This is a genomic window from Salinicoccus sp. ID82-1, from assembly GCF_021991715.1.
GTDB lineage: Bacteria > Bacillota > Bacilli > Staphylococcales > Salinicoccaceae > Salinicoccus > Salinicoccus cyprini.
This window is the reverse complement of the sequence record NZ_JAGFLY010000003.1, coordinates 289665-308959: the sequence shown is the minus strand read 5'-3', so window position 1 is coordinate 308959 and position 19295 is coordinate 289665. Positions and strand designations below refer to the sequence as shown.

Below are 19295 nucleotides of genomic sequence, written 5' to 3'. Positions count from 1 at the left end.
GTATTATGAACGAGATTAGCATTGAAGTGACATTATCGGATATTCAAAAGACATTTGATTTCGATCTTGTGGCGCTGACTGATATCAGAGTAAGACAGACCAACTACATGATCCGATGGAAGTACAGCATCGGAAGCCTTGGTGACCAGTGGAAACGGATTGCACTGCAAAGGGGCAAAGGCGTGCCGGGAACGGTGATGAAGACCGGCAAATCGATGATCATCACCGACATCACCGGAACGGATATGGAACGCGACCTTTTCCGCTATCCCATACTGAAGACGGAACAGCTGCAGAGCTTCATCGCCATGCCGTTATGGAATGATGATGAAGAAGTCATGGGCATTCTGCTGATGGGCAACAGGGACAGCCGGATGTATACAAAGGCGGAATATGAAATGGTCAAGCAGCATGTTGAAAAGACACTCAGACAACAAATATTGAAAGAGCTGATGGTCAATGAATGAATCCAACCTGACTTCTCTGCTTGAGGCGATGTTTCATCATTCCAAAGAGATGATCCTCTTTGTCAATAGAAGTGGAGAAATTGTCCATATGAACGCACACGCTGCAAATACGCTGGATGATACGGACTATGATAGAAGCCAGTTCCAGCACATATGCAATCATTGCCAGGGCATGTACATGGAAGGTGGACGCGTGGCATGCACCAACTGCTATCTCCATCAGGAGGAGATCGTCTCCTTCCAGGTCTATATGCGCACACGGGACGGCGAAGTGGTACCTTTCATCGCCAATTTCCAGCGCATCGATCCGGAAAATGAAATCAGTGTATTCACTCTGAACTCGTTGGCGGAGCAGTTGAAGACACAGGAGATCGAGCATCAGAAAAGACTGACCCAGCGCATCATCCAGGCTCAGGAGGACGAGCGGAAACGCATCTCGAGAGATCTGCATGATGGTGTGACACAGGAACTTCTGAATGTGCTGCTTGAGATGAGGCTGCTCAAATATGTCGATGACCGCGAGATGCTCAATGACAAGATGGTCAAATCCGAGGAATCCCTGAGTCAGCTCCTGGACTATGTCAGAAACATTTCGGTGGAGCTCAGGCCGGCAAGCCTTGACGATCTTGGGATAGAAGCGGCACTCAAAACCCATTTCAAGTGGATTGAAAGGCAGTATGGCATCAGCGTGGACTTCATTTTTGATGTCGATCAGAAACGCTTCAATCCGGAAGTGGAGACGGTACTGTATAGAATCATCCAGGAAGCCATATTCAATGCAGCAAAATATGCCGAAGTGGATTCCATCGATGTCGCACTCGAAGAAACAAAGGATGGAGAAAGCCATCATATCAAGTTCGCAATAGAAGATTCAGGGCTCGGTTTCCATACCGGAGACACACCGGTCGGGACGGGTCTCGGTCTTTTTGGAATGTCTGAACGGGCCAGCAGTGTCGGTGGCACTGTCAGTGTGGACAGTGTGCCCGGCGGAGGGACGAAGGTATTTGGTTCCATTCCAGTATAGGAGGAGATTGGATGAAGATTGTCATTGCGGATGACCATGCGGTGGTGCGGACAGGATTCAGCATGCTGATCAACTACCAGAAGGATATGGAAGTGATCGGCACAGCAGCGGATGGCAGGCAGGCTTTCGATAAGGTGAAGGCACTCGAACCGGACGTTCTCCTGATGGATCTCAGCATGCCACCGGGTGAATCGGGTCTTTTTGCCGCCAGCCGCATCAACGATGCATTTCCGGAAGTGAAGATACTGATACTGACGATGTATGACGACGAGGAGTACATCGTCCACACATTCAAGAGTGGTGCCAAGGGCTACATTTTGAAAAATTCACCGGATGACGAACTGATCCGGGCAATAAGAAAGGTGCATGGCGGCGATCGGTATGTCGATCCTGTACTGATGGATGAAAATATCGAACGGCTGCTCAACAATGAAGTGATGCCGGAACAGTTGGGCGAACCGTTCAGCGTCCTGACACGGCGCGAACTGGAAATACTGCCGCTGATCGCCAAAGGATACGGCAACAAGGACATTGCAGAGATGCTTTTTGTTTCGGTCAAGACGGTGGAGGCCCATAAATCGAGAATCATGGAGAAGCTCGAGCTGTCCAACCGTCCGGAGCTTGTGGAGTATGCGATGAAGAAAAAACTGATAGATTTCTGAATGTAGGTGGATAGGATGGATCAGGATAAGTTTCAATTCAGAATCAAAGCGTTGCGCGTACTGGAAAACGAGCACCGCTACCTCAAATATCTGATGGACGACTGGTTTCAGCTGGTTCTGAAATTTGAGCATGGCGACGTCAGAAGCCGTCTCGAAGGCCTGATGGTGATCAAGGATCTGAGGGAGAAGCTGAAAGCATTCGAAGCACCGCTGAAACGTCATCAGGCCAAGGAGGAGAATTATTTCTTCCCGATGCTCGGGGCGTATATCGGGCTTGAACAGGGGCCGATCCTTTCAATAGAAGAGGAGCACCAGGAAATTGATGCCTATATCGAACACTTTTTCCACCATACCATGCACGACATGAATGACATGTCGACTGAACGCATGAACGAAATGGTCAAAGATGTGATGGAGGCATATGAAGTGCTGATGGTACATATGGTCAAGGAAGAATCCGTACTCTTCACGATGGCGGATAAAGTATTGAAGACAGTTGATGAGGAGATACTGCTCGAGCAGGTCAATACACTGATTACAAGCGCTTGAAATATAGGGTTTTCCCTCCTTACTTGGAGTGATATGCAGATTATATAATATATTTGTAAAATAAATCACAATCTAAAGTAAATGAGGTTGATCCGTATGAATGAAAAAATGGGCAAGAAACAGCTTATCCTCCAGACATTCAGCCTGCTGGCCGGGTTCATGGTGTGGACCCTGCTTGCACCCCTGTTCCCGGAGATCGTCAAGGACATACCGGAAGCTGCCGACCAGCGTGCGCTCATTGTGGCACTGCCCGTAATACTCGGTTCGGTGCTGCGTATTCCTTTCGGCATATTCGCCATTAAGATGGGGGGACGGGTGGTCTTCCTGTTCAGTTTCATTTTCCTGCTGATTCCAGTATTCTATCTGAGCATCGCCACGACACCGATGGATCTGATGATTTCTGCTGTATTCCTCGGCGTCGGCGGGGCGACATTCAGCATCGGTGTCACAAGCCTGCCGAAGTACTACCGGAAGGAGAAGCATGGATTCGTCAATGGTGTGTATGGCATGGGGAATATCGGTACTGCGGTGACGAGTTTCGGTGCGCCGGCACTGGCACTCTCCTTTGGCGGCTGGCAGGCGGCGGTCCAGACGTATCTTGTTGTACTGGCACTCTTCGCCATACTGCAGTTCATCATGGGAGACCGCAATGAACGCAAAGTCAATCTGCCGCTGGCAAAGCAGTTCAAGGAAGTCACGCGGGACTACAAGTTCTACTTTTTCAATCTATGGTATTTCATCACATTCGGTGCGTTTGTTGCATTCGGACTATTTTTACCGGCATTTCTGACAGACGAAGCACTGTTCAATCTAAGCACACTTGATGCCGGCATCAGAACAGCGGTATTCATCATCATAGCGACGGTGCTCAGGCCGATAGGGGGATTGATCGGGGATAAATTCAATGCACTGCACGCCCTGATCATCACGTTCATCGGTCTGGCGCTATCCGGACTGCTGCTGGCATTCACGTACAACTTCATCTTCCTGTTTACAGTAGGCTCCCTGCTGGCGGCGGTATGTGCCGGTATCGGCAACGGTCTCGTATTCAAATTCGTGCCGACCTACTTCTCGAAACAGGCAGGTATCAGCAATGGTTTCGTTGCCATGATGGGCGGGCTCGGCGGATTCTTCCCGCCGATCGTCATAGACCAGGCCCATAGCATGACCGGCAGCTATGCCCTTGGATTCGTACTGCTGTCCGTCTTCTGTATCATCAGTCTGTTTACAATGTTCCATATGAATAGTAATCTTAAGAAAAATCAATTGGTGTCGGAGTGATGAAATGGAGCGTTATTCAAGGCAGGTACTCTACAATGGAATAGGTGAAGCGGGACAGCATCTCATTTCAGGAAGTACGGTGCTCATCGTCGGAATTGGTGCGCTCGGTTCACTGTCTGCTGAAATGCTGGCCCGTGCCGGTGTCGGGAAGCTGATTCTGATCGACCGGGACTATGTGGAATATTCCAACCTTCAGCGCCAGACATTATATAGAGCCCAGGATGCAGAAGAAAAGCAGCCGAAAGTGATAGCAGCAAAGGAACGGCTTCTGGAAATACGGCCGGACCTTGAAGTGGAGGTGCATATTGCGCATTGTGATGCCCCGCTGCTTCAAGGTCTTGCGGAATCCGCAGATCTGCTGCTTGACGGGACGGATAACTTCGACACCCGTCTGCTGATCAATGACGCTGCCTACAGGCTCGGCAGACCGTGGGTATACGCCGCCTGCGTCGAGGCATCCTACAGCAGTGCCGGCTTCATGCCGGGTGAGACGCCGTGCTACCGGTGCCTTGTACCGGTGCTTCCGGCGACGACACTGACATGTGACACCGCAGGAATCATCGCGCCGGCTGTACATATGGCGGTTGCCGAACAGGTGACGATGGCCCTGAAGATACTGACCGGGCAGTTCGGCCCTCCGCACCATATGCATATCGGCAGCGTCTGGGACATGGAGCACATGAAGTATCGCATCGATGGAATGAAGTCGGATGAATGTGAAACATGCGGCAAGCACCCGGTCTATCCGTCGCTTGATGACCGTGCCGACCACGCCATGCGGCTATGCGGCAGGGACACGGTGCAAGTAATGGATGCACGCATTACGGCTTCGGCTGTCGATAGCGCACTGGCCCGTCTCGGCACAGAGATCAACCGGACACCCTATTTTCAGGAGTTCCATTACGAGCACTTCCGTTTTGTCTGCTTCCATAATGGACGCATGCTGATCCATGGCCTGGATGATATGAATAAGGCAAAGACGCTCGTCAATCAACTATTCGGCTAGGAGGCTGCTATGAGCATCATGGGCACAATCGATCGGGATATAAGGGTAGGTGTCATCACCGTCAGTGATACGCGCAATCAGAAAACGGATAAAGGGGGACGTCTGGTCATCGACCAGCTGGCACCGCTCAACACGGTGATCGATGACTATCGCATCGTGAAGGATGATGCTGCAGAAATTTCGGGAGCTGTACAGCATCTGGTGGATTTCGGCATGGATGCCATCATCACTACAGGCGGGACCGGCATCGCCCGCCGGGATGTGACAATCGAAGCGCTGCGCCCTCTATTCGATAAGGAGATCGAAGGGTTTGGCGAGATCTTCAGAATGCTCAGTTTCACTGAAGACATCGGCTCGCGCAGCATGCTGTCGCGGGCTGTGGCAGGTACAGTCGGACGTACAGTCATCTTTGCGCTGCCCGGCTCGACCGGTGCAGTGAAACTTGGCATGGAACGGCTAATCCTGCCCGAATTGAACCACTTCGTCCATGAACTGAACAAGTAGAGCGTGCCATTGGCACGCTCTACTTGTCTATATGATAGTCTCCGGATTTGCCGCCGGTCTTTGATACAAGCGCAGTTTCGTGGATGACCATGCCTTTGTCGATTGCTTTGCACATATCATAGACGGTCAGGGCAGCGGCGCTTGCAGCAGTCAGTGCTTCCATCTCGACGCCTGTACGGCCGGTCGTTCTGACAGTGGCTTCGATATGGAGGAAGTATCCATCTGAACGTACCCAGCTAAAGGAGATGTCGACACCGGATAGTGGCAGGGGATGGCACATCGGAACGATCTGATGCGTGTTCTTGGCAGCCATGATGCCTGCAACCTGGGCAACCGAGAGGACATCCCCCTTCTTAACCGTACCGCGGGTGATAGCCTCATGGATCTCTTCTGTGACACCGAGTATGCTTCTGGCCACTGCTGTTCTGGTGGTCACTTCCTTATCGGAAACGTCCACCATGCGCGCTCTGCCTTCCTGATTGAAATGAGTGAATTCGGACATTTTCAACTTCCTTTCTAGTACAATGAGTATAACAGAATCTGCAAACCGAAAGTAGTGATGATATGAACTTGAATCGCACACCGATTGCCGTGACGGAGGCGGTCGAACGAGTGGTCTCGGGGATAGCTCCCCTGCCTGTGGAAACAGTATCCTACACAGAAAGCTATGGACGTATTCTCGCGCAGGACCTTGAGGCATCGATGGACGTCCCGAGGTTCGACAAGTCCGCAATGGACGGCTTTGCCATCCGTGCTGAGGACAGTGCAGGGGCTTCGGGTGAAAATAGAATCTCCTTCAAAGTTGCTGCAGAAGTGCCGGCCGGTGCCACAAGTGACTATGAACTGAAAGAGAATGAAGCGTTCCGCATCATGACTGGCGCACCTGTACCCAAAAGCGCAGATGCCGTTGTAATGTTCGAGCAGACAAGGCAGAATGGGGGTTCATTTTCAATCAGAAAACCGTTCGAACCGGGGGAAAATATCGCCTTGCAGGGTGAAGAGTGCCGGTCCGGGGATATCATCGTGCCTGCAGGGACATTCATCAACCCGGGTACGGTGGCGGCACTTGCCACATTCGGCTATAAGGACGTTCAAGTCCATCGGCAGCCTGTCGTCGGCATACTGGCAACGGGCAGCGAACTGGTGGATATCGAAGCACCGCTTGAAATTGGAAAGATCCGCAACTCGAATGGTCCGATGGTGGAGAGCCAGCTGCAGCGCATGAATATCGAAGCCCGCCGGTATGCATTGGAAGCGGACGATTTCGAAACGCTGCTGCAAAGAGTGCGGGAGATGCTCGATGAAGTCGACGCCATCATCACGACCGGTGGTGTATCGGTCGGTGACTACGATCATCTGCCGAAGCTGTACGAGGCGCTTGGTGCCAAGGAGCTGTTCAATAAAGTCGGCATGCGGCCGGGCAGTGTGACGACCGTCAGTATGCTCGGGGATATTCCGATGTTCGGTCTGAGCGGCAACCCATCAGCCTGCTACACAGGTTTTGAACTGTTTGCACGACCGGCTTTCCTGAAAATGATGGGCCACGACCGCATCTTTGCGCCTGTACTTGATGCGGTACTCGATGGCGATTTCAAGAAGGCGAATCCGTTCACCCGATTTGTCCGCGCGGAAATCGACTATATTGAAGGCCGCGTCCACGCAAAGCCTGCCGGTTTCAATAAATCGAACGCCGTCACTTCCATCGCGAAAAGCAACGGCATCATCGTGCTGCCGGGCGGTACGAGGGGCTTCGGGAAAGGGGACGGTGTCAAGGTCATGATGACGGATATGACGACAGGCATCGACCACTTCGATATATGAAGATCCTCCAGGTCGTTGGATTCAAAAATACAGGCAAGACAACGCTGCTTGAAAATATGGTCAGACTGCTCAAGGCAAAGCGCATGAAAGTGGCGGTCATAAAGCATCATCATCTGGATGACGGCATCGTGGCAGAGGGCAATGATACCAGCCGGTTTGCTGGAAGCGGGGCGGATGTGACGATTCTCAACACCCCAAGCAGAAGCATGTGCATCAAGAACCGCACACCGGATCTCGGGAGCCAGATCGACCAGCTTGAGGGTGCGGTCGATGTCCTGCTGATAGAAGGGTACAAACATGCAGCCCATCCTAAAATCGTATTAACCTATTCGTTTACGGATGGACACACAAATGTCGATGATATGGAGTTTGTGAATGTTTTAATATATGCCGATATGCGGTATGATGAGAGTAAGATTATCGAATGGTTTGATGAATGGAGTTCTGATGATGAAACAGTTTGAAGTAGTGGAAGATCCGATTGATATCCATCAGTATCATGAATTTGCCATAAACGAGAAGCAGGGTGCAGTATGCATGTTCACGGGCCATGTGAGAGAGTGGACGAAGGGGACGCGTACGGTTCATCTTGAATATGAAGCGTACAGGCCGATGGCGGAGCGTAAGCTCGCTCAGATCGGTGAAGAGATCAGCGAACGCTGGCCGGGCGTCATAACAGCCATTGCCCACCGCATAGGCAAGCTCGAAATCTCCGATATTGCGGTTGTCATCGTGACAAGTGCACCCCATAGGAAAGACAGCTACCGTGCGAACGAGTACGCCATTGAACGGATCAAGGAAATCGTCCCCATCTGGAAGAAGGAAATCTGGGAAGACGGCGCAGAATGGATGGGCGACCAGCGCCAGTATCATCCGGACTTGGAGGAGAAATGATATGAAAGTGATGCTTTTTGCAGGACTGAAGGAGAAGACGGGTGAAGGTCGTATCCAATTGGAGACGCCATCATCACTGACTGCCGGTGAACTGAAGCAGGAAATATACATGCAGTACCCTTCACTTGAAGGGGATGTATTCCAGATCGCCTGCAACGAGTCATTCGTGAAGGACGATCATATTGTTGATGAGAACGATGAGGTTGCGCTGATTCCACCAGTGAGCGGCGGATGACAAAAACGGTCGGGGTCGTGCTGGCCGGTGGCAATTCGACGCGATTCGGAGAGGACAAGGCTTTTTTCAAGCTTGAAGGCAGGCCGATGTACAGTCATGTAGCGGGAGTGCTTGAAGCGTCCGGTATGGTTGATGAAATCATCATTAGTACGAATCAGCGCCTTGCAGGCTGTTTTGGTGGATCAACCGTCATTATTGACGAAGCATTCCAGGATGATGGGCCGCTCGGTGGCCTCTATGAAGTGGCGAGCGCTTTTCCAGAAGACCGGCTGCTTGTCGTATCGTGCGACACGCCGCATGTCTCATCGGAATGGCTGCGTATTCTCTGTCGTCAGGCAATCGGCAATCCGGAGGCGCTGATCATAACGAAGGCAGCGGAGCGATTGCATCCGCTCATCGGTGTATATCAGGGCGCGGATCTGGCACAGACCATCAGGCAGCTGCTGGATGCACGGCGGCTGAGCATGCGTGCACTATTTGAAGAAAGAACAACGATTGAAGTGGATGCAGAGTGCTACGGCATTGATGATGAAATACTCGTGAACATAAATAGGAAGACGGATATCCGCTTGAGGGGGTATGAAAGTGGAGAGCATAACAGATAAATTCGGACGACCGATCAGGGACTTGAGGATATCGGTGACGGACCGCTGCAATTTCAGATGCACCTACTGCATGCCGAAGGAGATCTTCGGCGACGACTTCGAGTTCATGAAGCGTGAACAGCTGCTTTCTTTCGAAGAAATAGAGCGGATTGCAAAGATCTATGCATCGCTCGGTGTGAAAAAGCTCAGAATAACAGGCGGAGAACCGCTATTGAGACGGGATCTTCATGAATTGATCCGCAAGCTCTACAATATAGAAGGCATTGAGGACATCGGCATGACAACAAACGGGCTGCTTCTGAAAAAGCATGGCCGGAAATTGTATGATGCAGGGCTGAGACGGCTTAATATCAGCCTTGACGCAATGGATGACGAGCTGTTCGGGCAGATCAACGACCGGGGCATCGGCACTTCGAGAATCATCGAGCAGATCAGATATGCCCTGTCGCTCGGTTTTGATATCAAAATCAACATGGTGGTCCAAAAAGGACTGAATGATCACGAAATCCTGCCCATGGCGCGTTTTTTCAAAACGTTGCCGGTGACTTTGAGGTTTATAGAGTTCATGGATGTGGGTAATGATAATGGCTGGAACTTTGATAAGGTCATTACAAAGAAGGAAATCGTATCGATGCTCGAGGAAGAATTCGATATCGAGCCGCTCGATCCCGCCTATTACGGGGAAGTTGCCAAAGTGTACCGCCATAAGGATGCAGATTCCCATCTCGGGTTCATTACGAGTGTTTCTGAGAGTTTCTGCTCCACATGCACGCGTGCACGGCTATCCTCCGATGGCAAGTTCTACGGCTGCCTGTTCGCTGTAGACGGTTTTGATGTCAGGAAGCTGATCAGGGAAGGCATCTCGGACGCTGAACTGACCGACGTGCTGACAGGGGTCTGGAACAGGCGGGATGACCGCTATTCCGACCTCCGGACGGAAATCACATCCGAAAATCGGCGCAGGCGCAACAAGATCAACATGAGTTATATCGGAGGCTAGGAAAACGTGAAGATCATCTTCACGTTTTTTATTGCTGGGAAGGATAAAATATGAAGCTGAATATGCCAAAAAAATATATCATCCTGTACAGTGTCATGTCTGCACTCGGCGTGCTGGCATTCATACTGTTCGGACACTATCTGTCACTGCTTTTGAGTGATATCGTGATCGAGGGCGAGGCACCTGCTGCTCGCGGGCTGGTGTGGGTTGCCGTGTTCTTCTTTCTATATGCGCTATTGTCTTTCATCTACAGGATAGTGGGTGCAGGAGTGGCGAATGAAAGGATCGAGAATCTGACACATAGGGTGGTCGCGAAAATTGATGATCACACAAGAAAGCATTCAGAATCCATGCTCAATGCCATCTTCGTCCATCTTGAGAAATACCGCCCGTTCGAAAAGGTATTCATACCGACAGTCATACAGACGACAGTCAAGATCACAGTCATCATCGCAGCAATGTTCTTCATCCATAGGAATGCGGCTTTCATCATGATCTTCACCGCCCCTTTCGTCCCGCTCTACTATATACTCGTCGGTCTACGGACGAAGGACGAGTCGGAGGCACAGGCGACCCAGTTCGACGAACTGGGAACTTTATTCCTCAATCTGATCCGGGGCAAGAATACCGTGCAGTATACCGGGTCTGAACGTACCGTGATTGCCAGATTGAAGCATTACAACGAACAGTACGTCAAAGATACCATGCATATACTGAAGTATGCCTTCCAGTCGACCCTGATGCTCGAATTCATTACAATACTCGGCATTGGTCTGATTGCACTGGAAGTGGGTCTACAGATCATCATATTCGAAAATATCACATTCTATGCCGCGTTCTTCACCCTGCTCCTGGCTCCGGAGTTCTACAACGCATTGAAAGTGCTCGGCATCGAGTTCCACAACGGCAAACTGTCCCAGGGCAACCTGGAACGCATCGAAGAATGGCTCGAGAGTGAAAGCAATGGGACCGACTACCGCAATTTCAATGCGTCCCAGGCAGTCAGTCTTGAAAATGTCTCCATCGGCTATGATGATGATATGCTGCTTGAAAATGTGGACCTCTCCCTTCCCGATACAGGGTTTACAGCCATCACCGGACCTTCCGGCATCGGTAAGAGTACATTCGTACGCATGCTGCTCGGTCTGCATCGTCCGAAAAACGGTACAGTTGCACTGTCCGACGGGGATATCGGATATATTTCCGATGAAGTCTACTTTTCCGACACGACCATATACGAATATGTTTCAGGTGGTGAGTATGCGGAAGCGGATGTCGTTGCGATACTCGAAAAACTCGGTCTCATGGACAGCCTGGGCAATCTTGACAAGGGCATCCATGCGCCGATTGTCAATCATAATATTCCATTGTCCGGCGGTGAAATCGTCCGGCTGAAGATGGCAAGGGTGCTCATACGGCGGCCGAAGATCATTCTGATGGATGAACCGACCGAGTTCCTCGATGCCACGACAGAAGAAATGATCATGGCATACCTTGCTGAACTGAAGCAGGACTCGGCCATCATTGCAGTGGTCCACCGGCGCAAGCTACTGAAAATTGCCGACCACCACTATACTTTCAGCAATGGACAGATCGTCCTTCAGAAAGGAGGGGCATGATGGAATACTTGAAAAGTGAAAGGAAACAGATCCTCTACAGCATCCTGCTCGGTCTTGTCGGCGGTCTTGTCGGTATCGCGCTGTTTGGTCTCAGTGGATATATGATCAGCCTCAGCTTCTTCGATCCACCATTCTTTGTCATTATTCTGATCATTGCGGTCATCAAGCTTTTCGGCATGATGAAAGGGGCCTTCAGATATATTGAAAGGCTGCTTTCCCATGAAGCGACATTCAAGCTGATCGGCCGGCTCCGGCTGAACTATTTCAAAAGTACAATCGGGTCTGGACAGAATACACACAGCGTCAAATTCATCCAGAAGCTGAACCAGTATTTCGAGCAGGTGGAGAACTATTATATACGCATCATCTATCCGTATATTGTGGCGGTGCTGATCTCCCTATTGCTCATGGTGCTTGCCATATATGCAGGACTCGGTTTTGCGGTAATGACCGCAATCATTGCACTCATCCTGCTGTTCGTCATCCCCAAGCTGTTTGAAGGACGGATGTCCAGAATATTGGAATCCCGCGACCGGACCGATGATGCCCTCTATTCCAGGTTCTATCACTATATCCATGACTACACCAACCTTTTTGTGACAGGGAAGGCAGAGTCCGAAAAAGAAAAACTTGCACCCGGAGTCCGCAAAATAAGGGAAAATGAAAACAGGATGGCCATGAACGAATCACTGATGCAGTTACTGGGTCAGCTGCTGCAGCTTGCGGCCATCATTCTGATCATCGTCATGCTGTATGAACAGACGCCGCTATGGGTGCCGATGATCATGCTGATTGCCCTCAGCTACTTTGATCTAGCAATGCCGGTGATGAATCCAGCAAGCCAGTACAGCACGGTAAAATCGGCAGTATCCGAGCTCGAGCTTGATATTGCGGATGCGGCCATCCCGGATGCGTCTGCCGAAGTCTCTGCCATCGAGGTGGATCACTTGGACTTCCGATACCCGAATGCCTCCCTTGATGTGCTGAAGGATATCTCGCTGACTGTAAAAGAAGGGGAGAAGCATGCGGTCATCGGCAGCAGCGGGTCCGGCAAAACGACACTGATCGACCGGATCATCGACGGGGATGCGGCAGTTAAGCTATACGATGACAGCGGACAGGCAATACCGCAATCATCCATTTCCCAGGTTTCCGTCATGCCCCAGCAGCTCGACTTCTATAATGCTTCAGTAATGGACAACATCACCATGTTCGGCCATCTGGATAGAGATCGGACAGCCATTGAAGAAGACCTTGAAGCATTCGAGATGGCCCATTATACGCCGGATACCATGGTGGAGTTTACCGGCAGACTATCCGGTGGTGAACAGAAGCGGCTCCAGTTCATACGCATGCTTGCCGAAAATAAGGACTGGTGGATCATGGATGAACCGACTGCACGTCTCGATGATCGTCTGAAACAGAAGATATGGGATCATATTCTGGCGAGACCGACACTCATCGTGAGTACACACGATCTCAGCAGACTCGGGTCATTCGATCATATCCACTATATGGAGCAGGGTGAGATCATCGAGTCGGGCACCTACGAGCAGCTGATGCAGCAGCGTGGATCTGTCTATCAGGCAGTCCAGCGCTTCAGGGACTTTCTATAGTAATGAATGCGAGTAAATGCTACACTGGTTTAAATTGTGGAGCAGGAAAGAGGAATTTATATGAAGAAGATTGCAGTAGTGACGGATTCTGCGTCCGGTGTGGATAAAGACTATATGGAAACGCATGATGTCCGGGTGCTTCCGATGTCGGTCATCATCGATGGCGTTGCCTACAGGGATGGCATTGATGCAACGACCGAAGAAATATACAGTATGCTGAAAGAAAGCGGGGAAGGAGCAAAGACTTCCCAGCCGACGATCGGAGAATTCATGGAAGTATATGAAGCGCTTGAAGCGGATGACAATTATGAAGCCATCATCGCAATCCATGCCTCGAGCGAACTGACAGGAACTTATCAGAGTTCCCTCAGTGTTTCTGAAGACATGACCAAGCCCGTATATGTCATCGATTCAAGAATCGGAAGCTATCCGATGAAGCAGATGGTGGAGCATGCAGTGGAAGCGAGGAATTCCGACAGAAGCATGGAGGAAGTAGTGCAGGATATCAGAGCGATGCGTGAACGCGCCCAGTTGTACCTGCTGCCGCAGAGCTTCAACCAGATGCGGAAGAGTGGCCGCATTTCAGCATCGCAGTCGATGCTGGCCTCTGTCCTCAATATTCACCTGAAACTCAAGTTCGATGATGGTAAGGTGGTCATCGGAGAAAAGCTGCGTACGAAGAAGAAGATGGTCAACGCTGTACTGAACCGGCTCGAGACGCACGTCAAGGAAGACGCGGTAAAGACGCTTGCCATCGTACATGCCGGCAATGCAGACCTTACAGAAGAATGGAAGACGAGGATCGAAGAGAGAATGCCACAGCTGGATCTTGTGATGGAACCACTGGTGACAGTGGCAGGTGTGCATACTGGACATGGGACCGTCGGATTCGGCTTTACGAAAAACCAATAGAAAAATGCGTTTCGGATTCAGTTCCGAAACGCATTTTTTGTAAGCATTGCATCGATGTGCTGTATATGTTCAAGAAGCGCCTTCTCATCTTCAGGATCGATATCGATCGCTTCGCTGAATGAGTCGAAAGCCTTCTCAAGTTTTTCTTCCAATCCTTTGCCTCTCTCCGTTGCCTCTATATAAACAAGACGCTGATCCTCCGCATCTCTTTGGCGGCGCACCAGGTCGAGCTTTTCCATCCGTCTGATCAAAGGCGAAATTGTTCCCGTATCCAGTTGCAGCATCTCAGCCAGTGTCTTGATGTTCACCTGTTTCTTATCTTGCAGAATATTAAGTACCAGGAATTGGGGATAGGTGATGTTCATCTCGTTTAGAATGGATTTATTATAGAAACGGTTGATTTGTCTTTGGAGGTTATATAAGTTGAAGCAGAGGCGCTCGTCCAAAGTGGACCTGATCATGAAAACGCCCTCCATTCTGTAGTGTCATGCAGAGTGATATGACTATTATAATACTATATTATATGCAAATTCAATATAAATATATATATGTCCGAAATATGAAGGACAAATGACAAAAAGCTTCATATTATAATGATTCGTCTGATAAAAGTGGCATAAGTAAAAAATACTGTGATAGAATGGCTATAACTATTATCTTCCGGGAGGTGGCTGCAATTGGGAAGGCGAATTTGAAAATATACGTGCCGCATGAGATGTTGAGCACGAATGAAGACACTCTGTTTCAGGAAGCATTCGACGCAAAGATTGTAGTCAATCATTACCGGAGGTGAATCCCTTCTGGACAAGGGAACTAATTGGACATAACCACAATATGGAACTTGATTTTATTTGTAATTCTTATAGTACTGACAATGCTCTTTGTCGGGTCGGAATTTGCGCTCGTGAAAGCAAGGCATTCCCGTATCGAACAGCTTATTGAAGAAGGAAACAGGAAAGCGCGCCGGGTGCGCAGCATGACAAATGAGCTCGACTATTATCTGTCTGCATGCCAGCTCGGTATCACCGTAACAGCGCTTGGACTTGGTTGGATCGGTGAATCGACCTTTGAAGTCCTGCTGCACCCTCTCTTTGATTTTCTGGGTATACCTGATCAGATGACGACCGTACTGACGATTGCTGCAGCATTCATCATCGTCACTTTCATCCACGTCGTCATTGGCGAGCTGGCACCAAAGACAGTCGCAATCCAGTATTCCGAAAAACTGGCGCTGCTGCTTTCAGGACCATTGTATTTCTTCGGAGTCATCATGAAACCATTGATCTGGATAATGAATGGATCAGCAAGGATGCTTGTCAGGCTCATCGGCCTGAAAGAAGCTCCGGTAGAGCAGGGGCACTCTGAAGATGAACTTAAGATTATAATGACACAAAGTTATCAAAGTGGAGAAATCAACCAGACAGAGCTGGCTTATATGCAGAATATCTTTTCCTTTGATGAAAGACTGGCGAAAGATATCATGGTGCCGAGGACGCAGATGATTACACTTACGGATCCCGTGCATATTGATGATGTGCTCGAGAATGTCAAAGAACATAACTATACCCGCTATCCTGTCACCGATGAAAGTGGAGATAAGGACCAGATCATCGGATTCCTGAACGTCAGGGAGTTTCTGACCAATCACGTATCCGATGAAGAGGTCACGCCGGAGGATCATATCCACGAAATACCGATGATCACAGAAGTCTCACGCATCAGTGATGCACTGATCAAAATGCAGCAGGAACGTGTGCATATTGCACTGATCATCGACGAGTACGGTGGGACAGCAGGGATGATCACAATGGAGGATATCCTTGAAGAGATCGTCGGTGAGATCAGGGATGAGTTCGATGAAGACGAAGAGCCCGATATCGTCAAGGTGGAGGATGACATCTACCACATAAACGGTCGCGTACTGCTGGATGATCTGGAAGAGAAATTCGGTATCACATTCAGCGATAGTGACGATATCGATACGATCGGCGGCTGGCTTCAGAGCAACGATACCGATATTGGAAAAGACGACTATTTCAATACAGAAGAAGACAAGTGGATCGTCCTTGATATGGACAACCATCTGGTCAAGCAGGTCGCCCTGCTCAAAGGATACAACCGCTCGAAAAATAACGAAGAAGAAGAATAAGAATAGGAGCGGCCCCCTGGGAGGGGTCCGCTCCTATTTTTGCATGCTGGATTCCAGATACTTGTATATTTCATAATCCACTGGTCTTTCCATGACCATATTCATCATGACGACCGGTTTTCCAAAACCGTCATTCATTTTCGTTTCGTGAAGTGAATCATAATCGATCCGGCCCTGTCCAAGATAGTAGAAGTCGGTGCCTTCATCATCATTCTTCTTTACGAAGATATGGATCGGTGCCCCTTTACTGTGTGCGTCGAGGATGGTCCTGATCTCTTTGGACTGCAGTGTCCGATTGCTCCTTGTAGCCCATCTGAGTGTACTCTGATCAAGAAACTGATCCTCATACTGTATGGTTTCCCCAATCGTTTCATCTTTATGGTAGGTGATGAAGATCGGACAGGTGCCATGCTTGTATTTATATCCATACATCGTGGATGATTCATCCTTGTCCCATTCAAGCAGCCGGCAGGCGTCTTTTCTCGAATACTTCTGATTGATTGTGAGGGGGGTCGTCTGATTGTACTGAGCACTGCTTTCCATGGAAAGTTCCAGCAGCTGAACAATATGGTCATATACGAGTGGATCTTCAAGTGCATCAGACAATGCACGCGTCGGATGGATGGTATCTTCCACGATTTCGACAAGCGGTTCCCCGTACTTCTTAAGGTCCTGCTGTGTATGGAACTGATGAGTGAGCATTCTGAGTACCGATCGCATTGTGTCATCCGTCATGTGATAGCCCTGTCTGTGCATCTCGAGCTGGAAGTCCTGCAGGCCTACCGGTGCCTTGATGACTGCCTTCAGCAGATGGGTTTCAATGATGCGTTTGCCTTCGGCGATTTCTCCAGAGAGAAAAGCGAGAATCTGTCGGCTGTTGTGTGTAATGTTCAGATCCGTCTCCTTGATTTTCATGAGAAACTCGAGGTAGTAGCTGTACTTATGCAGTATGACAAATGGATCGATGACATCGACATCCTTATAATAGTCGAGAAGTGTCGGCATGCGACCAAGTTTATTTTTCAAATATATATGCATTTCCTTGAGGAAACTCTGTCTGTTGACGGGTGTAGTATTGATCGACTGGTATATTTTCTCCTTGGCGACTGCTTCAAAATTGATTGTGGACACGCCGCTGACTGTATTGCGGTTGATCAGCGATTTTCTGAGCCTATCCTTGTTGTATGATTTATCTCCTGTCAGAGCGATGGGAATCATGTAGTTGTTCTTATAATTTCCAATAAAATCGATGACCGTCAAATATTCTTTGTCATCGTATTTTCTGAGGCCACGGCCGAGCTGCTGTATAAAGACGATGCTGGACTTCGTCTGGCGCAGCATGACCACCTGATTGATTGCCGGTATATCGACACCTTCATTGAATATGTCCACTGTAATGATATAGTCGAGTCCGCCGTTTTCAAACTGCCGCACTGCCTGCTGCCGTTCGGCCTGGGTGTGAAGACCCGTCAGTGCCTTTGTACTATAACCGCGGGCGTTCAGTGCTTCACTGAGTTCGTGTGCTTCCTGCCGATTCGAGACGAACATCAATCCATGCAGCACTTCTCCGGAATGGCCGTAATATTCGATCTTTTCCAGCAGGTGATCGATCCGCTCACTGCTTGTCAGCCGGCCGAGTGCTGTCGTATCATCGATTATTTGGCCGTCCTTCTCATAGTCGGTCACACCAAAGTAATGGAAAGGTGCGAGAATCTCTTCTTCCAGTGCCTGCTGCAGGCGGATTTCGTAGGCAATGTTGTAGTCGAACAGGCTGAATATTTCAGCGTCGTCCGTCCGCTCCGGAGTGGCAGTCATGCCGAGCAGAAATGATGGATTGAAGTGATCGAGTATCTTCGCATATGTATCGGCACCGGAACGATGGGCTTCATCGACGATGATGTAATCGAAATCGTCGGGGTTAAAGCGCCTCAGATTGCCCTCTCGTGAGAGGGTCTGGACAGTAGCGAACAGATATTTCGCATCGGCCGCCTTCTGATTGCCGCTGAAGATGCCGAAATCGGACGGTGATCCTTCCAGCAGATTCGAAAAGTCATTTCTCGACTTGTCGAGTATCTGTTCGCGGTGGGCCAGGAAAAGCATGCGCCGAGGCCTGAACTGCTGTACATCGAATGCAGCGAGATAGGTCTTGCCGGTCCCTGTTGCTGAAATTACGAGCCCTTTGTTCTTGCCGGTCCGTCGCAGCTGGTCAAGTGCGTTCAATGCTTCGTACTGCATTGCATTCGGTTTTATGACAGGACCTTCTGCGCCTCTATACCGGTACTTGGAACGATCCTCGATGACCTCGAGCACCGTCCTCTGCATCGGTTCCTCGACATATGACTGCGCATAGGCATCGACCCACGCGTCATCCACAGGTACAGAATCGTTCCATAATGCTTCGAACTGGTTGTTGAAATGCTGGATGACCGCACCATTCTCCAGGCTGGTCAGTTTGAGGTTGTATTCATAATTCTTCTTCAGTGCTGCATCGGTGAGGTTGGAGCTTCCGATGAACATGGAAGTGTAGTGCCTGTTCCTGAAGACATACCCTTTCGCATGGAAACCTTCCTTGCCGGTAACCCTGACATCGATGTTCGGAATGCCGAGAAGCGCCTTGAAAACTTTCGGCTTGTTGAAGTTCAGATAGGTGGAAGTGATGATGCGTCCCTTTACTTTCCTTTTGGCAAGTTCATGCAGTGTCGTCTTCAAAGTCGCCAGTCCGCCTTCTGTTATGAAGGCGACGGAGATGGAAAATGAATCGCACACTTCCATTTCATCGAGCATGGAAGAGAGGACATTCTCCTCCCTGGAATTGATGATCATGCGCGGAGGATGATGCGCGACCTTATCTATATTCTGATCTACAAAACCATGTTCATATGCATTCAGCAGATTCTCTTTATTTATTCCCATATATTTGCACCTCTTCAGGTCCATTATATTGAAGTGTG

Annotated in this window: 19 protein-coding genes and 2 pseudogenes; 18 read left to right on the top strand and 3 right to left on the bottom strand. The window is 49.7% G+C overall.

Going from position 1 to position 19295, the window contains the following annotated elements:
- Nucleotides 1-5: 5 nt before the first annotated feature.
- The 8 genes and pseudogenes from J4760_RS09355 to J4760_RS09325 all read left to right on the top strand — a co-directional run bounded on the left by J4760_RS09355 (nt 6) and on the right by J4760_RS09325 (nt 5493).
- A complete protein-coding gene (locus J4760_RS09355; protein WP_237605515.1) occupies nt 6-467 on the top strand; it encodes a GAF domain-containing protein in 462 nt (153 codons plus the stop codon).
- A complete protein-coding gene (locus J4760_RS09350; protein WP_237605514.1) occupies nt 460-1491 on the top strand; it encodes a sensor histidine kinase in 1032 nt (343 codons plus the stop codon). The genes J4760_RS09355 and J4760_RS09350 overlap by 8 nt, the downstream gene beginning before the upstream one ends.
- 11 nt (nt 1492-1502) lie before the next feature.
- Nucleotides 1503-1884: pseudogene (locus J4760_RS13320) on the top strand (response regulator); the annotation flags it as partial.
- Nucleotides 1885-1949: 65 nt separating this feature from the next.
- Nucleotides 1950-2153, top strand: a pseudogene (locus tag J4760_RS13315) (response regulator transcription factor); the annotation flags it as partial.
- Between the two features lie 15 nt (nt 2154-2168).
- Entirely contained in the window at nt 2169-2702 is a 534-nt protein-coding gene (locus tag J4760_RS09340) for a hemerythrin domain-containing protein (protein ID WP_145290555.1), read from the top strand.
- Between the two features lie 96 nt (nt 2703-2798).
- Nucleotides 2799-3983, top strand: a complete 1185-nt coding sequence (locus J4760_RS09335) for a nitrate/nitrite transporter (RefSeq protein WP_237605513.1) — start codon at nt 2799-2801, stop codon at nt 3981-3983.
- Between the two features lie 4 nt (nt 3984-3987).
- Nucleotides 3988-4989: a ThiF family adenylyltransferase gene (locus tag J4760_RS09330; RefSeq protein ID WP_145290561.1), complete on the top strand. Its 1002-nt coding sequence runs from the start codon at nt 3988-3990 to the stop codon at nt 4987-4989.
- Between the two features lie 9 nt (nt 4990-4998).
- Complete coding sequence (locus tag J4760_RS09325) at nt 4999-5493, top strand: MogA/MoaB family molybdenum cofactor biosynthesis protein (RefSeq protein WP_237605512.1); 495 nt, start codon at nt 4999-5001, stop codon at nt 5491-5493.
- A 19-nt stretch (nt 5494-5512) separates the two neighbouring features.
- On the opposite strand, the gene moaC is transcribed toward J4760_RS09325, so the two are convergent.
- Nucleotides 5513-5995: a cyclic pyranopterin monophosphate synthase MoaC gene (gene moaC, locus J4760_RS09320; protein ID WP_145290567.1), complete on the bottom strand. Its 483-nt coding sequence runs from the start codon at nt 5993-5995 to the stop codon at nt 5513-5515.
- A 62-nt stretch (nt 5996-6057) separates the two neighbouring features.
- Here moaC and J4760_RS09315 point away from each other — a divergent pair, with 62 nt between their 5' ends.
- The 9 genes from J4760_RS09315 to J4760_RS09275 are packed head-to-tail and all read left to right on the top strand — an operon-like array spanning nt 6058 to nt 14195.
- Entirely contained in the window at nt 6058-7314 is a 1257-nt protein-coding gene (locus J4760_RS09315) for a molybdopterin molybdotransferase MoeA (RefSeq protein WP_145290570.1), read from the top strand.
- Nucleotides 7311-7778 (top strand): molybdopterin-guanine dinucleotide biosynthesis protein B, encoded by a 468-nt coding sequence (gene mobB, locus J4760_RS09310; protein ID WP_237605511.1) that lies wholly within the window; start codon nt 7311-7313, stop codon nt 7776-7778. Before J4760_RS09315 ends, mobB begins: the two co-directional genes overlap by 4 nt.
- Complete coding sequence (locus J4760_RS09305) at nt 7765-8208, top strand: molybdenum cofactor biosynthesis protein MoaE (protein ID WP_145290576.1); 444 nt, start codon at nt 7765-7767, stop codon at nt 8206-8208. Before mobB ends, J4760_RS09305 begins: the two co-directional genes overlap by 14 nt.
- A gap of 1 nt (nt 8209) precedes the next feature.
- Nucleotides 8210-8443 (top strand): molybdopterin converting factor subunit 1, encoded by a 234-nt coding sequence (gene moaD / locus J4760_RS09300; RefSeq protein ID WP_237605510.1) that lies wholly within the window; start codon nt 8210-8212, stop codon nt 8441-8443.
- Nucleotides 8440-9048, top strand: a complete 609-nt coding sequence (locus J4760_RS09295; protein ID WP_237605509.1) for a molybdenum cofactor guanylyltransferase — start codon at nt 8440-8442, stop codon at nt 9046-9048. Before moaD ends, J4760_RS09295 begins: the two co-directional genes overlap by 4 nt.
- A complete protein-coding gene (moaA, locus tag J4760_RS09290) occupies nt 9023-10048 on the top strand; it encodes a GTP 3',8-cyclase MoaA (protein ID WP_145290586.1) in 1026 nt (341 codons plus the stop codon). Before J4760_RS09295 ends, moaA begins: the two co-directional genes overlap by 26 nt.
- 50 nt (nt 10049-10098) lie before the next feature.
- A complete protein-coding gene (locus tag J4760_RS09285; RefSeq protein WP_237605508.1) occupies nt 10099-11667 on the top strand; it encodes an ATP-binding cassette domain-containing protein in 1569 nt (522 codons plus the stop codon).
- A complete protein-coding gene (locus tag J4760_RS09280; RefSeq protein WP_237605507.1) occupies nt 11667-13283 on the top strand; it encodes an ATP-binding cassette domain-containing protein in 1617 nt (538 codons plus the stop codon). Before J4760_RS09285 ends, J4760_RS09280 begins: the two co-directional genes overlap by 1 nt.
- 60 nt (nt 13284-13343) lie before the next feature.
- On the top strand, nt 13344-14195 hold the full coding sequence (locus J4760_RS09275; protein WP_237605506.1) for a DegV family protein: 852 nt from the start codon (nt 13344-13346) through the stop codon (nt 14193-14195).
- Nucleotides 14196-14212: 17 nt separating this feature from the next.
- Here J4760_RS09275 and J4760_RS09270 read toward each other — a convergent pair whose 3' ends face one another.
- A complete protein-coding gene (locus tag J4760_RS09270) occupies nt 14213-14656 on the bottom strand; it encodes a MarR family winged helix-turn-helix transcriptional regulator (RefSeq protein ID WP_237605505.1) in 444 nt (147 codons plus the stop codon).
- A 356-nt stretch (nt 14657-15012) separates the two neighbouring features.
- On the opposite strand from J4760_RS09270, the gene J4760_RS09265 reads away from it, so the two are divergent.
- Nucleotides 15013-16344 (top strand): hemolysin family protein, encoded by a 1332-nt coding sequence (locus tag J4760_RS09265; RefSeq protein WP_145290601.1) that lies wholly within the window; start codon nt 15013-15015, stop codon nt 16342-16344.
- Between the two features lie 33 nt (nt 16345-16377).
- On the opposite strand, the gene J4760_RS09260 is transcribed toward J4760_RS09265, so the two are convergent.
- Nucleotides 16378-19257, bottom strand: a complete 2880-nt coding sequence (locus J4760_RS09260; RefSeq protein ID WP_237605504.1) for a DEAD/DEAH box helicase — start codon at nt 19255-19257, stop codon at nt 16378-16380.
- Nucleotides 19258-19295 lie beyond the last annotated feature (38 nt).

Excerpts from the sequence above, each read along its gene's own strand:
- J4760_RS09355 (WP_237605515.1), top strand. The coding sequence starts at position 6 with ATGAACGAGATTAGCATTGAAGTGACATTATCGGATATTCAAAAGACA.
- J4760_RS09350 (WP_237605514.1), top strand. The coding sequence starts at position 460 with ATGAATGAATCCAACCTGACTTCTCTGCTTGAGGCGATGTTTCATCAT.
- J4760_RS09340 (WP_145290555.1), top strand. The coding sequence starts at position 2,169 with ATGGATCAGGATAAGTTTCAATTCAGAATCAAAGCGTTGCGCGTACTG.
- J4760_RS09335 (WP_237605513.1), top strand. The coding sequence starts at position 2,799 with ATGAATGAAAAAATGGGCAAGAAACAGCTTATCCTCCAGACATTCAGC.
- J4760_RS09330 (WP_145290561.1), top strand. The coding sequence starts at position 3,988 with ATGGAGCGTTATTCAAGGCAGGTACTCTACAATGGAATAGGTGAAGCG.
- J4760_RS09325 (WP_237605512.1), top strand. The coding sequence starts at position 4,999 with ATGAGCATCATGGGCACAATCGATCGGGATATAAGGGTAGGTGTCATC.
- moaC (WP_145290567.1), bottom strand. The coding sequence starts at position 5,995 with ATGTCCGAATTCACTCATTTCAATCAGGAAGGCAGAGCGCGCATGGTG.
- J4760_RS09315 (WP_145290570.1), top strand. The coding sequence starts at position 6,058 with ATGAACTTGAATCGCACACCGATTGCCGTGACGGAGGCGGTCGAACGA.
- mobB (WP_237605511.1), top strand. The coding sequence starts at position 7,311 with ATGAAGATCCTCCAGGTCGTTGGATTCAAAAATACAGGCAAGACAACG.
- J4760_RS09305 (WP_145290576.1), top strand. The coding sequence starts at position 7,765 with ATGAAACAGTTTGAAGTAGTGGAAGATCCGATTGATATCCATCAGTAT.
- moaD (WP_237605510.1), top strand. The coding sequence starts at position 8,210 with ATGAAAGTGATGCTTTTTGCAGGACTGAAGGAGAAGACGGGTGAAGGT.
- J4760_RS09295 (WP_237605509.1), top strand. The coding sequence starts at position 8,440 with ATGACAAAAACGGTCGGGGTCGTGCTGGCCGGTGGCAATTCGACGCGA.
- moaA (WP_145290586.1), top strand. The coding sequence starts at position 9,023 with ATGAAAGTGGAGAGCATAACAGATAAATTCGGACGACCGATCAGGGAC.
- J4760_RS09285 (WP_237605508.1), top strand. The coding sequence starts at position 10,099 with ATGAAGCTGAATATGCCAAAAAAATATATCATCCTGTACAGTGTCATG.
- J4760_RS09280 (WP_237605507.1), top strand. The coding sequence starts at position 11,667 with ATGGAATACTTGAAAAGTGAAAGGAAACAGATCCTCTACAGCATCCTG.
- J4760_RS09275 (WP_237605506.1), top strand. The coding sequence starts at position 13,344 with ATGAAGAAGATTGCAGTAGTGACGGATTCTGCGTCCGGTGTGGATAAA.
- J4760_RS09270 (WP_237605505.1), bottom strand. The coding sequence starts at position 14,656 with ATGATCAGGTCCACTTTGGACGAGCGCCTCTGCTTCAACTTATATAAC.
- J4760_RS09260 (WP_237605504.1), bottom strand. The coding sequence starts at position 19,257 with ATGGGAATAAATAAAGAGAATCTGCTGAATGCATATGAACATGGTTTT.